Source organism: Mesorhizobium sp. Ca11 (assembly GCF_020165275.1).
Classification (GTDB): Bacteria; Pseudomonadota; Alphaproteobacteria; order Rhizobiales; family Rhizobiaceae; genus Mesorhizobium.
The window spans coordinates 258,060-272,551 of the sequence record NZ_JAIUHU010000002.1; the positions used below are offsets into that span (position 1 = coordinate 258,060).

General features: G+C 64.4%; 15 protein-coding genes. 12 read left to right on the forward strand and 3 right to left on the reverse strand.

Annotated elements, in window-relative coordinates:
* The first annotated feature begins 33 nt into the window (after window positions 1–33).
* The 3 genes from LB538_RS04970 (at window position 34) to sbmA (ending at window position 3,013) form a co-directional block, all read left to right on the forward strand.
* Window positions 34–234: a hypothetical protein gene (locus LB538_RS04970; RefSeq protein ID WP_224526532.1), complete on the forward strand. Its 201-nt coding sequence runs from the start codon at window positions 34–36 to the stop codon at window positions 232–234.
* Between the two features lie 221 nt (window positions 235–455).
* Complete coding sequence (locus tag LB538_RS04975) at window positions 456–1,613, forward strand: YbfB/YjiJ family MFS transporter (protein ID WP_224526529.1); 1,158 nt, start codon at window positions 456–458, stop codon at window positions 1,611–1,613.
* Window positions 1,614–1,735: 122 nt separating this feature from the next.
* Entirely contained in the window at window positions 1,736–3,013 is a 1,278-nt protein-coding gene (gene sbmA, locus LB538_RS04980) for a peptide antibiotic transporter SbmA (protein ID WP_095768730.1), read from the forward strand.
* Window positions 3,014–3,029: 16 nt separating this feature from the next.
* Here the strand turns inward: sbmA and LB538_RS04985 are convergent, their stop codons facing one another.
* Window positions 3,030–4,034 (reverse strand): polysaccharide deacetylase family protein, encoded by a 1,005-nt coding sequence (locus LB538_RS04985; protein WP_224526527.1) that lies wholly within the window; start codon window positions 4,032–4,034, stop codon window positions 3,030–3,032.
* A gap of 202 nt (window positions 4,035–4,236) precedes the next feature.
* Here LB538_RS04985 and LB538_RS04990 point away from each other — a divergent pair, with 202 nt between their 5' ends.
* Together LB538_RS04990 and der are read left to right on the forward strand one after the other, a co-directional pair.
* Window positions 4,237–4,902, forward strand: coding sequence for a tetratricopeptide repeat protein (locus tag LB538_RS04990; RefSeq protein WP_140845806.1), 666 nt, complete (start codon window positions 4,237–4,239; stop codon window positions 4,900–4,902).
* 6 nt (window positions 4,903–4,908) lie between these two features.
* The gene (der, locus tag LB538_RS04995) at window positions 4,909–6,339 is read left to right on the forward strand and encodes a ribosome biogenesis GTPase Der (protein ID WP_224526525.1); all 1,431 of its coding nucleotides are present in this window, start codon (window positions 4,909–4,911) and stop codon (window positions 6,337–6,339) included.
* A 111-nt stretch (window positions 6,340–6,450) separates the two neighbouring features.
* Here the strand turns inward: der and LB538_RS05000 are convergent, their stop codons facing one another.
* On the reverse strand, window positions 6,451–7,371 hold the full coding sequence (locus tag LB538_RS05000; RefSeq protein WP_224526523.1) for a LysR substrate-binding domain-containing protein: 921 nt from the start codon (window positions 7,369–7,371) through the stop codon (window positions 6,451–6,453).
* A gap of 116 nt (window positions 7,372–7,487) precedes the next feature.
* On the opposite strand from LB538_RS05000, the gene LB538_RS05005 reads away from it, so the two are divergent.
* From LB538_RS05005 to LB538_RS05035, 7 genes are all read left to right on the forward strand, one after another.
* Window positions 7,488–8,765, forward strand: coding sequence for an MFS transporter (locus LB538_RS05005; protein ID WP_224526521.1), 1,278 nt, complete (start codon window positions 7,488–7,490; stop codon window positions 8,763–8,765).
* Window positions 8,766–8,937: 172 nt separating this feature from the next.
* Complete coding sequence (locus LB538_RS05010) at window positions 8,938–10,119, forward strand: cell wall hydrolase (RefSeq protein ID WP_224526519.1); 1,182 nt, start codon at window positions 8,938–8,940, stop codon at window positions 10,117–10,119.
* Window positions 10,120–10,506: 387 nt separating this feature from the next.
* Window positions 10,507–10,899 carry an AtpZ/AtpI family protein gene (locus tag LB538_RS05015; RefSeq protein ID WP_095768724.1) on the forward strand — a complete coding sequence of 131 codons (393 nt, stop codon included), beginning with the start codon at window positions 10,507–10,509 and terminating at the stop codon, window positions 10,897–10,899.
* A gap of 65 nt (window positions 10,900–10,964) precedes the next feature.
* On the forward strand, window positions 10,965–11,723 hold the full coding sequence (locus tag LB538_RS05020; RefSeq protein WP_095768723.1) for a F0F1 ATP synthase subunit A: 759 nt from the start codon (window positions 10,965–10,967) through the stop codon (window positions 11,721–11,723).
* 75 nt (window positions 11,724–11,798) lie between these two features.
* Window positions 11,799–12,023, forward strand: coding sequence for a F0F1 ATP synthase subunit C (locus tag LB538_RS05025; RefSeq protein ID WP_027164582.1), 225 nt, complete (start codon window positions 11,799–11,801; stop codon window positions 12,021–12,023).
* Window positions 12,024–12,083: 60 nt separating this feature from the next.
* Window positions 12,084–12,665 carry a F0F1 ATP synthase subunit B gene (locus LB538_RS05030; RefSeq protein WP_095768722.1) on the forward strand — a complete coding sequence of 194 codons (582 nt, stop codon included), beginning with the start codon at window positions 12,084–12,086 and terminating at the stop codon, window positions 12,663–12,665.
* Between the two features lie 11 nt (window positions 12,666–12,676).
* Complete coding sequence (locus LB538_RS05035; protein WP_140845810.1) at window positions 12,677–13,168, forward strand: F0F1 ATP synthase subunit B; 492 nt, start codon at window positions 12,677–12,679, stop codon at window positions 13,166–13,168.
* A gap of 445 nt (window positions 13,169–13,613) precedes the next feature.
* On the opposite strand, the gene LB538_RS05040 is transcribed toward LB538_RS05035, so the two are convergent.
* Window positions 13,614–14,312 (reverse strand): ribonuclease HII, encoded by a 699-nt coding sequence (locus LB538_RS05040; RefSeq protein WP_224526517.1) that lies wholly within the window; start codon window positions 14,310–14,312, stop codon window positions 13,614–13,616.
* Window positions 14,313–14,492: the final 180 nt, after the last annotated feature.

The following is a 14,492-nucleotide window of genomic DNA, read 5'->3' on the forward strand; positions in this document are numbered from 1 at the left end:
AGCCGAAACAACCTTGAACCATGAGGTGGCCCCATGAAGATTTTATCTTTTCTGAAAGGGCTTTCCGGCACCGAGGCGAGGCCGCGCGACGACAGCGAGGTCGCGCGCTGGACCACCGATCCGCTGTCGCATCCGGTGCTCGACACCATGTCGGAGCGCGAGCTCGGCGACATGCCCTTCCGGCTGACGGCCCGCCGCACCGCATATGAAACGATGGGTGCAGCTGGCCGCTAAGTTGCCGCTAAGTTTTTGGCCTTTTCGGCGGTGCTCCCCTCATCCGGCCGCTTCGCGGCCACCTTCTCCCTTCGGGAGAAGAGATGGCGCCAGCGCCGACAGGCTCCTCTCCCCACCGGGGAGAGGTCAGCCGAGCGAAGCGGAGGCTGGGTGAGGGGACGTGCACCTGGCCCAACGCAAGCGCATTGTTTCACCTGCACATGCAATTATTGTGCACTGCAATGAACGCCACGCCATCTCCCTTGCGGCTTGCTCTCGCCGGCATGGTCGCGCTTGCCGTCGCCATGGGCATCGGCCGCTTCGTCTACACGCCGATCCTGCCGGGCATGATGGAGGGACTTGGCCTGACGCCGGCCGATGCCGGTTGGATAGCTTCCGCCAATTATGTCGGCTACCTCATCGGCGCGCTTGCCGCGGCCGGTGGCTGGGCGCATGGCCGCGAGCGCATGCTGATGTTCGCCGGCCTCGCCGCCAGCGCCGTGCTCGCGGCCCTCATGGGGTTCAACGAGACGATGGCCGCCTTCCTCGTCATCCGCTTCCTGGCCGGCCTCGCCAGTGCCTTCGTCATGGTGTTCATGGCCTCGATCGTCTTCAGCCATCTGGCTGAGGCTGGCCGCGGCGATTTGCAGGCGCTGCATTTCGGCGGCGTGGGCCTCGGCATTGCCGCGTCCTCGGCGCTGCTGGCGATCCTCGTCTCCGAACATGCGGGCTGGGCCGCCGGCTGGCTCTGGTCCGGAGCGCTTTCGGCGCTTGGCCTGCTCGTCGTCGCGCTGCTCGCCGGCTCGACCATGCCGGCCAATGTCGCCAGCGGGCGCGAGCCGGCGCTGCCGAAGTACGGGTCCCTGGTGAAGTTGATCGTCGCCTATGGGCTGTTCGGCTTCGGCTATGTGGTGACGGCCACTTTCCTGGTCGCCATCGTCCGCCAGGGCGGCGGCGGGCGCGTCTTCGAGGCGACTGTCTGGATGGTTGCCGGCCTCGCTGGCTTTCCCTCGACTTGGGCGTGGCAGAAGCTCGCCGGCCGGATAGGGCTCTATGCCACTTATGCCGCGAGTTGCCTGGTCGAGGTGGTCGGCGTCACCGCCAGCGTCGTCGTCAAGGGCGTCGCCGGACTGCTGATCGCCGGCGTCCTGCTCGGCGGCACCTTCATCGCTATCACGGCGCTGGGCCTACAGATGGGCAGGCAGCTCGCGCCGCGGGCGCCGCGCCGCATCTTCGCGGTGATGACGGCGGCCTTCGGCCTTGGCCAGATCGTCGGCCCGATCGCCGCCGGCCTGCTCGCCCAGGCTTCGGGCAATTACATGCTTGCTTCGATCATGGCAGCGTCGGCGCTGCTCGCCTCCGGCGTCATTGCTTGGTCGGCTGCGCCAAAATCGCCATGATTTGCGGTTTGTTCGATGCCGGGCGTCGGGCACGGGCATTTTCTTTCCCCCTAATGTGTGACTTTATGCCCGCCGAACTGCAACGCCGCTGATTTGCGGTCAGACCGAGGAAACCCGCCACAGTGTTCGTATCCTTCTTCCCGCAGCCGAAGCTTTTCTTCACATCGGCCGCCGTCTGGAGCCTTGCCGCGATCCTGTTCTGGTTCTTCGGCGGCGAGCAGTTGGGCGCCGTCTTCGGCCTGCCGCCCGTGGCGGCCGGTTCGCCGCCGATCATCGGCATCGCGGTGCTGTGGTCGAAGCCGTTTCTGTGGTTCTACATGTACTTCGTGGCCTGCGTGGCGATCTTCTACGCCTTCTGGAGCTGGTACGCCCCGCACCCGTGGCAGAACTGGTCGATCCTGATGACCGCCGTCATCCTGTTCTTCATCTACTTCAACGTTCAGGTCTCGGTTGCGGTCAACAACTGGTATGGCCCGTTCTTCGATTATGTTCAGGGCTTGATGTCGGGAACGACGGCCTCGACCGACATCGAATTCTACAAGGGGTTGGCCGATTTCTCCTGGCTCGCGCTGGTCGGCATGAACGTGCAGGTGGTCAACGCCTTCATCGTCAGCCATTGGATCTTCCGCTGGCGCACCGCGATGAATGATTACTTCATGGCCAACTGGGGCCGGCTGCGCCACATCGAGGGCGCCTCGCAGCGTATCCAGGAGGACACGATGCGCTTCTCGCAGATCATGGAAGATCTCGGCTCGACTTTCGTCCAGTCGATCATGACATTGATCGCCTTTCTGCCGGTCTTGATTCAACTGCAGGCCCACATCACCGAATTGCCGATCATCGGCACGGTCCCGCAGCCGCTGGTCGTTGCCGCATTGGGCTGGTGTCTGTTCGGAACGATTTCCGTCATGGTGGCGGGTCTCAAGCTGCCGGGCCTGCAGTTCCGCAACCAGCGTGTCGAGGCAGCCTATCGCAAGGAACTTGTCTACGGCGAGGATCATCCCGATCGGGCGCAGCCGGCGACGACGACACAATTATTCGCCAATGTCCGCCGTAATTATTTCAAGCTATATTTCCACTACATCTATTTCAACGTCGTTCGTTACACCTACCTGCAAGCCGACAACATTTTTTCGTTGCTCATCCTTGGGCCCTCGCTGGTTGCGCATAAGATCACGTTCGGCGCCCTGAACCAGATATCGAACGCGTTCGGCAAGGTGACGAATTCGCTGCAGTTCCTGTTGAATTCGTGGTCGACGATTGTTGAACTGCAGTCGGTGCACAAACGTCTGCGAGCCTTCGAAGCGACGCTGCAGGGCGAGCAACTGCCGATTATCGATCAGCACTATCTAGAGCGCGAGCAAGCTGGCATGCGTCCCGAAGATCAGCCGGCTGGCTAGAGCGCGGCCGGTCCAGTTAGCCGCCCACGGTCGCCTGTGCCTGCCCGGGCCGCTGGCGCGCGAGATAGTCGCGGAAACTGATGCACTCTACATCCGCTTTCACACAGACCTCGCCGGCGAAGCGCTCCAGCGCGTTCCAGTACGCGCCGTTATTCATCAGGGTGAAGTGGAAGCCGAGCTCCAGCGGCAGGCGCTTGCCGTTGTACTGAGCCTCGAAAGCGGCGCGGAACGCCTGATAGGCGCGCTCGGTGAATGCGTCCGCCTCGGCCGGCTTTTCGGTGCCGCCCGAGTGGCGGACATAAAGATTGTAATCCATGGCGACGACCGGCTTCCCCTTCGGTCCTTCCGGGACAAGCGGTAGGGCAAAACGGGTTGTGCCATTCAGGGTTGGCGGCATGGCCGGGCCGTTCGAGACGCCGCTCGCATCGTATTCAAAGCCGGCCTCGGGCAGCGCTTCGTAAAGCGCCTTATCGGTGGCCAGATAGGGCGCGCGAAAACCGGTTACGGTATGGCGGGCGAAATCGCGCCAGCTAGCCGGTTCCTGGATGCCGTTGATCGCATAGGCATTCTCGAAAATGCGCCGCGCAGACGCGAATTCGGCCAGCCAGTCGGCCTTGCTCCAGTCCTTGCCGTCGAAATGGCCGCAGGCATGGCTGCCGATGTCGTGCCCCTCGGCCGCAGCCAGCTGGACCTGCTCAAGCCGGTCGGCCACATCCTGCTTTGAGGCGCCGAAGCCGACATTGGATTTGCCGGCGGCCTTGCCGGGGCCGGCATAGTGCAGCCGCGTCTCGGGAGAGAGCAGGAAGACGCAGGACAGGAAATAGGTGAAATGCGCGCCCGTGCGCTTTGCCAGCGCCCGGCTGCGCTGCCATTGCGAGATCTCGCGGGCGGCATCGAAAGAGATCAGCACGACCTGCTTGGCCGGCCAAACGGTTGGCGATCTCGGCGGATCGGCGAAGGCGGCATTGGCTGAGGCGAGCGAGGCGAGACTGATCGCAAGGACGCGGTACGAACGAAGCATTGACAACCTTCTGGCGGGGACGTCTCCGGCCGATCGGAAGCCGGCTATCGCGCAAATGTGGCGTGGTTGCGTTCAGGTATGGACTGTGGGCGCCCGGCATTCTCAGCCGATTTTCCGGTCCGCCCCCTTCCATGCCGACGAAATTTCGCTAAAACGCGGGCTCAAGAAGCGCCCCCTCCTGGGGCCGCAATGGTTTTGATTGATGTCGGACGACAGTTTTATCCGCGAAGTCAACGAAGAGATTCGTCGCGAGCAGGCGCAGAAGCTATGGGACCGTTTCGGCCCGGCCATTCTCGGCCTTGCCATCCTGATCGTGCTCGGCACTGCCGCTGTCGTCGGCTACCGCTATTGGGACGAAACCCGCGCCAACCGCTCGGGCGACGCCTTCTCGGCGGCCCTCAAGCTCGCCAATGACGGCAAGAACGACGAGGCGATTGCCGCGCTCGACCAGCTGGAGAAGGACGGCTACGGCGCCTATCCGCTGCTCGCCCGCATGCGCGCCGCGACCGTCAAGGCCAATAAGGGCGACGTCGACGGCGCGGTCAAGGATTTCGACGAGGTCGCCGCCGACAGCGCCATTCCCGCCGGCATTCGCGATATCGCGCGGCTGAGGGCGGCGCTCCTGCTCGTCGACCACGGCTCCTACGCCGATGTCTCCAGCCGCATCGAGGCGCTTACCGCCGACACCAATCCGTTGCGCCATTCGGCGCGCGAGGCGCTCGGCCTTGCCGCCTGGAAGGACGGCAAATCGGCGGACGCGCTCAAACTGTTCGACCAGATCTCTTCGGATGAAGCCGCTCCGCGCAATGTGCGCCAACGCGCGCAGTTGATGTCCGAGTTGATCCGTGGGTCGGGCAACGTGTCGTGATCCTGGATGGGCTTCAAAGTCGCCATCATCGGCCGGCCTAACGTCGGCAAATCGACTCTTTTCAATCGGCTGGTCGGAAAGAAGCTGGCGCTTGTCGACGACACGCCTGGTGTAACGCGCGACCGCCGTGTCCATGCGGCAAAACTCTACGATCTCCATTTCGATGTCATCGACACCGCCGGCTTCGAGGACGCGGCGGCTTCGACGCTTCCCGGCCGCATGCGCCAGCAGACCGAAATCGCCATTCGCGAAGCCGACCTCATCTTCTTCACCGTCGATGCCAAGTCGGGCCTGATGCCCGACGACCGCACCTTCGCCGAAGTGGTGCGCAAATCGGGCAAGCCGGTGGTGCTCGTCGCCAACAAGGCAGAGGCGCGTGGCGCTCAAGGGGGCATGCTGGAAGCCTGGGAGCTCGGCCTCGGCGAGCCGATCCCGATCTCGGCCGAGCACGGCCAGGGCATGCCGGATCTGCGCGACGCGGTGATTGAAGCGCTCGGCCAGGAACGCGCTTTCGGCGAGGATGAGGAAGACGAAGCCGGCGAGATCGCCGCCAATGAGGTTCTGATCGGCGAGGACATCGCCGACCCGGACGCTGAAGCGCCCTATGACGACACCAAGCCGCTGCGCATCGCCGTCGTCGGCCGCCCGAACGCCGGGAAGTCGACGCTGATCAATGCTCTGATCGGCGAGGAGCGGCTGCTGACCGGTCCGGAAGCCGGCATCACCCGCGATTCGATCTCGGTCGACTGGGACTGGCGTGGCCGCAGGATAAAGCTGTTCGACACGGCCGGCATGCGCCGCAAATCCAGGATCCATGAAAAGCTGGAAGTGCTCTCGGTGCAGGATGGCCTGCGCGCCATCCGCTTCGCCGAGATCGTCATCATCATGCTCGACGCCACCATCCCGTTCGAGAAGCAGGATCTGCAGATCGCCGACCTCATCATCCGCGAGGGCAGGGCGCCGGTGATCGCCTTCAACAAATGGGACCTGATCGACAATCCGCAGGAGCTGCTGGCCGAGCTGCGCGAAAAGACCGAGCGGCTCCTGCCGCAGGTGCGCGGCATCCAGGCGGTGACGGTCTCGGCCGAGACCGGCCGCGGCCTCGACAAGCTGATGGAAAGCGTCATCAAGACGCACAAGGTCTGGAACAGCCGCGTCTCCACCGGCAAGCTCAACCGCTGGCTGGAAGGCATCCTCGCGCATCACCCGCCGCCCGCCGTCGCCGGCCGCCGGCTGAAGATCAAATACGTCACGCAGGCCAAGACCCGCCCGCCGGGCTTCGTCGTCTCCTGCTCCCGCCCGGACGCGATGCCGCAATCCTACGTCCGCTATTTGACCAACAGCCTGCGCGAGGCCTTCGACATGCCAGGCGTGCCGATCCGCATGGCGCTGCGCACCTCGGACAATCCGTTTGCGGGCAGGGCGAAGAAGCGGTGACTTCTGGGAAAGCGCCGACGCTGATCCCTCGTCATCCTAGGGTCTGCGCTGCGTCGCTCCGCTCCTTGCTTCGCCCTAGAATGACGATGTCGAAAGGCGTCGGCTAAGACGCTAAGCGACCTCCCGCAGTCCATCGCCGGTTCGCGCTCCCTCAGGCAGCGTCTCCAGCGCCGCCTGCAAAAGAATCTCCGCCAGCCGCGCTGCCACCGGGTCGAGCTCGGCGTCCTTCCGGTGCAGGTGCAGCGCCATCGTCGGCAGGGCAGGAAGGCAGAGGACTCCCGGCGCGATCGCCCTGACATTGGCAGGCAGGCCGATATCGGTGCGGATCGTCAGGCCGAGGCCCGCCGCCACCGCCGCCCAGATGCCGCCGAGGGAAGGACTCGAGAAGGACATGCGCCAGGGCATGCCCGCGCGATCGAGTGTCTCGGTCGCCACGGTTCTGAGCAGGCACGGCGCCTCGAACACCACCAGCGGCAGCGGCTCGCCATTGCGCGGGCGAGCCTCGATCGGCTTGGCCGGGCCTATCCAGCGCGCCGGCACGTCGGCGACATGGCGGCTATAGGGCAGGGCCATGCCGTCATGCCAGGCAAGCGCGATGTCGAGATTGCCTGACAGGACACGCTCGGCAAGGTCGTGGCTGCGGCCGATCCGTGCTTCGATGCGGACCTTGGGATGGGCGCGGGCGAAGCGGCCGAGCACGTCGGGCAGCACGGCCTCGCCGAAATCCTCCTGCAGGCCGAGCCGCACCCAGCCTTCAAGCTCGACGTCGCGGATGGCGGAGGCCGCCTCGTCGTTGAGTTCGATCAGCCGCCGCGCATAGCTAAGCATCGTCTCGCCGGCTTCGGTGAGCGCCAAGCCGCGCCCTGCCTTGCGGAAGACCGGCGTGTCCGCCTGCTCTTCCAGCTTCTTCAATTGCGCGCTGACCGCGGATGTCGAGCGGCCAAGCCGTTCGGCCGCCTTGGCGAAGCTGCCCAGCTCCATGCCGGTGACGAAGGTTCTGAGGACATCGAGGTCGAAAGTGACGCGGCGCATCTGGATCGTCCTGGTTTTCAGGATTGTTGGTGAAAAACTTCCTGATTTTATGGATGAAGCTATGGCGCTACATCCGGCCCGTCAAGCCGTCAGCCAGCCATCACAGGAATGGAGCCATGTCCGCCATCGTCACACGCAACGTCTGCCAGCCGCCCGTGGGAGACATTGCCGGCGCCTCAGCCCGCCGTGCCTTCGGCCCCAACCATCGCTGGAAGGCGATGGGCATCGGCGTCGCCGCCAATGCCGGCTTCTCCGCCACCTTCTCCGGCATTCCGGCAACCGCAGTGGCGATGCGCCAGGGCTACCACCTCGACAATGCTTCGCTGGGCTTGGCATTGGGTCTACTCGGTCTCGGCGTGGCGCTGAGCGAACTGCCCTGGGGCGTGCTCACCGATCGCTGGGGCGACCGCCGCGTGCTCCTGACCGGACTGGGCGCGACTGCCGCATGGCTCTTCATTATGGCGCTGCTCGTCGTGCCGACGAAAATGGCCGTTCCCGGCGTCGCGCTGCTGTCGGCAAGCCTGCTCGTCGTCGGCCTGCTCGGCGGCAGCGTCAACGGTTCCAGCGGCCGCGCCATCATGGGCTGGTTCGGCGAGGGCGAGCGCGGCTTCGCCATGAGCATTAGGCAGACGGCGGTGCCGCTTGGCGGCGGGCTGGGCGCGCTTGTCCTGCCGTCGCTTGCGTTGAGTTTGGGCTTCACGGCGGTCTTCGGCCTGCTTGCGGTCGTCTCCGCGCTCTCGGCCTGGTTTACCTGGCGCTGGCTGCACGAGCCGCCAGTGGAAAGCGGCGCTCACGCCGCCACGGCGACACTTGGCCCGGCGCCGTTGCGCAACATCGAGGTATGGCGCATCTCGACCGCCATCGGCCTGCTCTGCTTCCCGCAGGTTGCGGTGCTGACCTTCGCCTCGGTCTTCCTGCATGACTTCGCCGGCATGGGCACCTTGGTGACCAGCGCGAGCCTCGCTGCGGTGCAGGCCGGCGCGATGGCGATGCGTGTCTGGAGCGGGCGCTTCACCGACCGCCACGGCAACCGTCGCCCGTTCCTGAAACTCTGCAGCGCGCTGAGCGCATTTGCCTTCCTGGCTCTGTGGCTGCTGGTGATCGGCGCTGCCGGCGCGCCGTGGCTGCTGGCGCTGCTTCCACTGATGGTCATCGTCGCCGGCATATCCGTCTCGGCCTGGCACGGCGTCGCCTATACCGAGCTTGCCACCCTTGCCGGCGCCGGCCATGTCGGCACCGCGCTCAGCCTGGCCAACAGTTTTGTGTTCATCGGCTTCTGCCTGGTGCCGATCGCCATTCCATGGCTGCTGGTGGTCTTCGCATGGCCCGGCGTGTGGCTGGCGGCGGCGGTTTGCGCGGTGCTCGCCTGGCCAATCTTCCTGCGCCCCGCCTGATTCAGCCGAAGCCGATGCACCCACCCAGGCCTGATTCTTCATCGGCCCGCTGTGGAAATTGCAAGCCGGCTTGCCTCAAACATGAAAAGAACATGATCGATGCCGTTAACCCCGCATCAAGGTTAATGCTTCATTTTGACTCTCCGGGGTCAGTAGCGTTCTGGAGAGTTCCGTGCATCGACGCGTTTCATTGCGGCTTGCCGCCGCCGCCGTTGCGAAAAAACATTCCTTTCTTCCTCCTTTGGTGCTTGGGCTCGGTATTTGGATCGGCTTTCCGTCGGCCGTCGCCTACCAGGATATGGCAAGCCTGATCTCCGGCCTGGAATCGTCCGACACCCGCTGGAACGCCTATATCGAGAAATCCGCCGCCGGCTCGGTGCATGCCGCCGAAATGCCGTTTGTCGATTCCGTCACCACCGGCTCGCTGTCCGGTTCCGGCGTGAATTTGCCGGGGGTGGGCACCGTCGCCTTCCGCGGCAAGGGCAGCGCCGTGGGCGCGACGCCCGATGAGGATCGTGTCGTGCGCGCCGACAAGAAGGGCCGCATCGTCAAGGTGTCGCCGGTCGCGCCGCCCAAGAATTTCAGCGCCGGCTCGATTTTCGAGCGCACCTCCTCGCTGCTGCGTCCCGCGATGGACAGCGGCCTGAAGCTCACCTTCGCCAAGCCGGGCATCAAGGGCAAGGAAGTCCAGATCGCCCAGGCCTTCCATCTTCGCGAGGACAAGAGGCCTGATCCGGCGCTGCCGGCGGCGCTTGTCGCTCTCGTCAACAACGACAAGCCGGACATCCTTGCCACGGCCTATGCCCAGTCCGCGCCCGACTACGCCAAGGCTTCGCCCTTCGAGGCGCTGCTGCAGGACGATCCCAACGATGGCCGCTTCATTCCGCCGATGGGCAAGGGCGACCATGCCTGGCTGCAGACCCCCCTGCCGGCAAATGTCTTTTCCAAGCCCGAGCAGGCCTGCCTTGCCAAGGGCATCTATTTCGAGGCGCGCAGCGAGCCGGTCCGCGGCCAGGCGGCGGTGGCGCAGGTGATCCTCAACCGCGTCCGCAATCCGACCTATCCGAAGACGATCTGCGGCGTCGTCTACCAGAACGACAACTGGTTCAACCGCTGCCAGTTCTCCTTTGCCTGCGACGGCAGGAAGAAGACAATCACCGACCTGGCTTCCTACAAGACCGCCCAGGAGGTTGCCATGGCGGTGACCGCCGGCAAGATATTCATTCCCGAGGTCGGTTCTTCGACGCATTACTACGCCAATTACGTCCATCCGGGCTGGGCGCGGGCCATGCACAAGATGACCAGGATCGGCCTGCATATCTTCTACCGCACCTATGGCGGCGGCTGGAGCTGAGCCGCTAAAGCATGTCTCCCGAAAGTGGTAAGCGGTTTCGGGAAGACACGCGCGAAATCAAAAACTGAAGCGCGTGGAGCGAAGCTGAAGGATCGCGACGCGCTTAGGCGGCTCAAGCTGAGCCGCCCAAACACCGCCCCGGCTATCCTTCCTCCGACGCCCGGCAATGCCTCGGCGGACGCGCCTTGTCGCGCGGATTCGCGCCGTTACCTCACGCAGGCGTGAAGGGCACGATGTCGCACCTCGGTAAACCATTGATTTAACTGCTAAAAATACATCGCTCGGAAGTTCGGCCCGTGGCTTGACGGGGGCGGACCCTCTAACTATGTTGCCGGCGACTTTAGAAGCGGACGGACGGCAATCGTCTGCCCGGGCAGGGGGGTTGCGATGGCCGACAAAACCGGGCCAGACGGAACCGGAGAAACCGGCCGCGGCAGGCAGCCAGAAGCCACCATCCGCGACGACGAACTTGAGCGCCGCCGGCGCGACCTCGAAGCATCGCTTGCGACGAGACGCACGGACCGGTCCGAGGGGAAAGACGAAGCGAAAGCTGCGACCGGTTACGGTCAGGCGCTGAAGCTGTCCAGCGAGTTCATCGCCGGAGTGGTGGTCGGTGTCGGCTTGGGCTGGATCATCGACCGTCTGGCGGGAATAGCGCCCTGGGGTCTGATCGTCGGCCTGTTGCTGGGCTTTGGCGCAGGCATACTCAATGTCCTGCGCTCGGCGGGACTGGCATCGGAATTCGGCCAGGGCGGCAAGCCGCGCGAGCCGAGAGAATGAAGTGAGGCGCCGCAGGGCGCTAAAGTGAATTAAAAAGCCGTTTGTGGCTTTGACGGGGATTTAAAGTGGCTGCTGACAAGGTCGATCCGATCCACCAGTTCCAGATCCATCCGATCATCCCGCTGCATATCGGCGGCTACGACGTATCTTTCACCAACTCCTCTTTGTTCATGGTCGTGACGATCGTCCTGGCGTCCGCCTTTCTCTATATGAGCACCGCCAGCCGGGCCTTGATTCCCGGTCGCCTGCAGTCCGTGTCCGAAATGGCCTACGAATTCGTCGGCAACATGCTGCGCGATGCCGCGGGCAAGCAGGGCATGCAGTTCTTCCCGCTGGTGTTCTCGCTGTTCATGTTCGTGCTGGTCGCCAACCTGATCGGCCTGTTCCCTTATTTCTTCACCGTCACCAGCCACATCATCGTCACCTTCACGCTGGCGATCCTGGTCATCGGCACGGTCCTCGTCTACGGCTTCGCCAAGCACGGCTTCGGCTTCCTCAAGCTGTTCGTGCCGCATGGCGTGCCGGGCTATCTTCTGCCGCTGGTGGTGGCGATCGAAATCATCTCCTTCGTCTCGAGGCCCGTCAGCCTCTCGGTTCGTCTTTTCGCCAACATGCTGGCCGGCCACATCACGCTGAAAGTGTTCTCGGGCTTCGTCGTCAGCCTGAGCGCGTTTGGCGCCGTCGGTATCGCCGGCTCGGTGCTGCCGCTTGCCATGGCGGTCGCGCTCTCGGCGCTCGAGCTGCTGGTCGCCTTCCTGCAGGCCTATGTGTTCGCGGTGCTGACCTGCATGTATCTGAACGACGCCCTGCACCCGAGCCACTGATTTTCACCGGCGCCCCGGCGCCAGCTTACCCAACGTACCAACTTCAACGAACAGAGAAACCACAGGAGTTTTGAAATGGACGCAACTGCAGCAGCTGCTATCGGCGCTGGTATCGCCTGCATCGGCATGGGCGGCGCGGGCATCGGCCTCGGCAACATCTTCGGCAGCTACCTCTCGGGTGCGCTCCGCAACCCGTCGGCTGCCGACGGCCAGTTCGGCCGCCTGATCTTCGGCTTCGCGGTGACCGAAGCTCTGGGCATCTTCTCGCTCCTGATCGCTCTGCTCCTGGTCTTCAAGTAAGAGCCGGCGCTGACGAAAGGGGCCGCATGGTGCGGTCCGTTCTAGGGACAGGGGAATGAGATGTTCGTGACATCTGCCTATGCGCAAGAAGCAGCGCCGGCCGCGGCCGAGGGCGATACGCATGCCGGCACTGCCGTGCCTGCCGCGGAGCATGAAGCGTTCCCGCCGTTCGACGCCAAGACCTTCCCGTCGCAGATCCTGTGGCTGGTCATCACCTTCGGGCTCTTCTATCTGTTCCTGAAGCGGGTTGTGATGCCGCGTCTTGGCGGCATCATCGATGTCCGCAACGACCGCATCACCCAGGACCTCGACCATGCCGCAAGGCTGAAGGGCGAGGCGGACGCCGCGGTTGCTGCCTATGAGCAGGAACTGGCGGAAGCCAAGGTCAACGCCAACAAGATCGGCCAGCAGGCGAACGACGCCGCCAAGGCGCAAGCCGAGGGCACGCGCAAGAAGCTCGAGGCCGAGCTTGAGAAGAAACTTGGCGAGGCCGAGGCGAGCATCGCCTCGATCAAGGCCAAGGCGATGAAGGAAGTCGGCACTATCGCCGAGGACACGACCTCGGCCATCGTCGAGGCGCTTGTCGGCGGCAAGGCCGACAAGGCCGAAATCGCGGCCGCGGTCAAATCCGCGAGCCGGTGAGGAGCGGGATCATGGACGCCACATCACTCGCCACGCTCTGGGCCACCATCGCCCTGATCATCTTCCTCGGCGCCGTCGTCTATCTGAGGGTGCCGGGCATGCTTGCCAAGTCGCTCGACGCCCGCGCGGCCAAGATCAGCAGCGAGCTCGAAGAGGCACGGCGCCTGCGCGAGGAGGCCCAGCAGCTGCTGCGCCAGTATCAGCAGAAGCGCAAGGAAGCCGAGAAGGAGGCCGCCGACATCGTCGCTGCCGCCAAACGCGAGGCTGACTTGCTTGCCTCCGAGGCGGCCAAGAAGACCGAGGACTATGTCGCCCGGCGCACAGCGCTTGCCGAGCAGAAGATCAGCCAGGCCGAGCGCGAGGCGGTCAGCGAAGTGCGCGCCACCGCCGTCGACATCGCCGTCGAAGCCGCCCGCACGCTGCTCGCCGCCAAGGTCGACGTCAAGACCGGCGCGGATCTGTTCAAGTCGGCGCTCAATGATGTGAAGGCCAAGCTGAACTGAGCTGACTTCGAAGCTTCGAAATCAAAAGCCGCCTGGGCAACCCGGCGGCTTTTTTGTTTGGAAGGAGCGCGGCGCCGAAGCTGCCAATCTTCCCCACAAGGGGCTACGCTATGCACACATTTCCGAGCAGCTGGTCTTGGCGATAGCGTGCATGGCAGCTTGGCGCATGCATTGTTTGATGTAGCGCTGGTCGACCCCCACTCCGTCTCGGCTTCGCCGAGCCACCTCTCCCCCGATCGACGGGGTAGAGGAAAGGCGCCAAGCTTTTTGCCGTCAACGCCCCTCCAGCAACGCTCCCTTCCTTTCCCTCCGGAGGGGGAAAGGTGGCGCTGCGAAGCAGCGACGGATTGGGGGAACCACGTGGCAATCAAGCCTCGGCCTGATCAGTCGCGCTAGTGACAGAGGATGTCCGCAAGCCGTAACCACATTGGGGGAGATCAGCTAACTACTCCAGCCCGGCGAGGCTCTCTTCCTCTTCCGCCATTTCAGCCCCACCCAACCGGAACGGCGCGAACGAGGCTCGGTGAAGCCGTGCCACCGGCCCATGCGCCTCGATCGCGGTGCGGTGCCGGACCGTCGCGTAGCCCATATGCACTTCGAAGCCGTAACGCTCGTGATGTCCGCCGCAGCCGCACATCATGCGGTCGCGCATCACCTTGGCGATGATCGAGGCGGCGGCGATCGACTGCGAGCGCTGGTCGCCCTTGATGAGCGCGCGGCCTTCGCAGGCGAGACCTGGCGGTATGTCGCGGCCGTCGGCCAGGGCGAGCTTCGGCCGCAAGGACAGGCCGGCGGCAGCGCGGCGCATCGCTTCGAGGCTGGCTTTCAAAATGTTGCTGTTGTCGATGCCTTCGGCGCTGATCGAAGCCATCGAGATGCTGAGCGCCGAGCCGAGAATCTTGAGAAACAGCGCCTCGCGCTGCAAATGGGTGAGGCGCTTGGAATCGTCGAGCCCTTCGGGAATGTTGGCGGGGTTGAGCACCACCGCGGCGGCCACCACCGGACCGGCGAGCGGACCGCGGCCGGCCTCGTCCATGCCGGCGACCGGCCACAGCCCGTCGGCTATCGCTTTCGTCTCGATCGAGAAGTCGGGCTTCTCGACCATTTCAAAGAGAAGCGGAGAATCGGAACGCGCGCGAGCCATGGTGCGGCGAGGTTCGCATCGGCTCCGATTCTCCGCAAGTCCTTCCGGGTCGGATGGGGCGTCGGACCGGGAAGGCACCGTCTCACAGCCGGGGGACAGGGGCCGGACGGGATTCTTGAGGACGACAATTCCAGACCGAAAATCGCTTTGCCTGGAAGCGCTTAGCGCCGGCCGTCATGG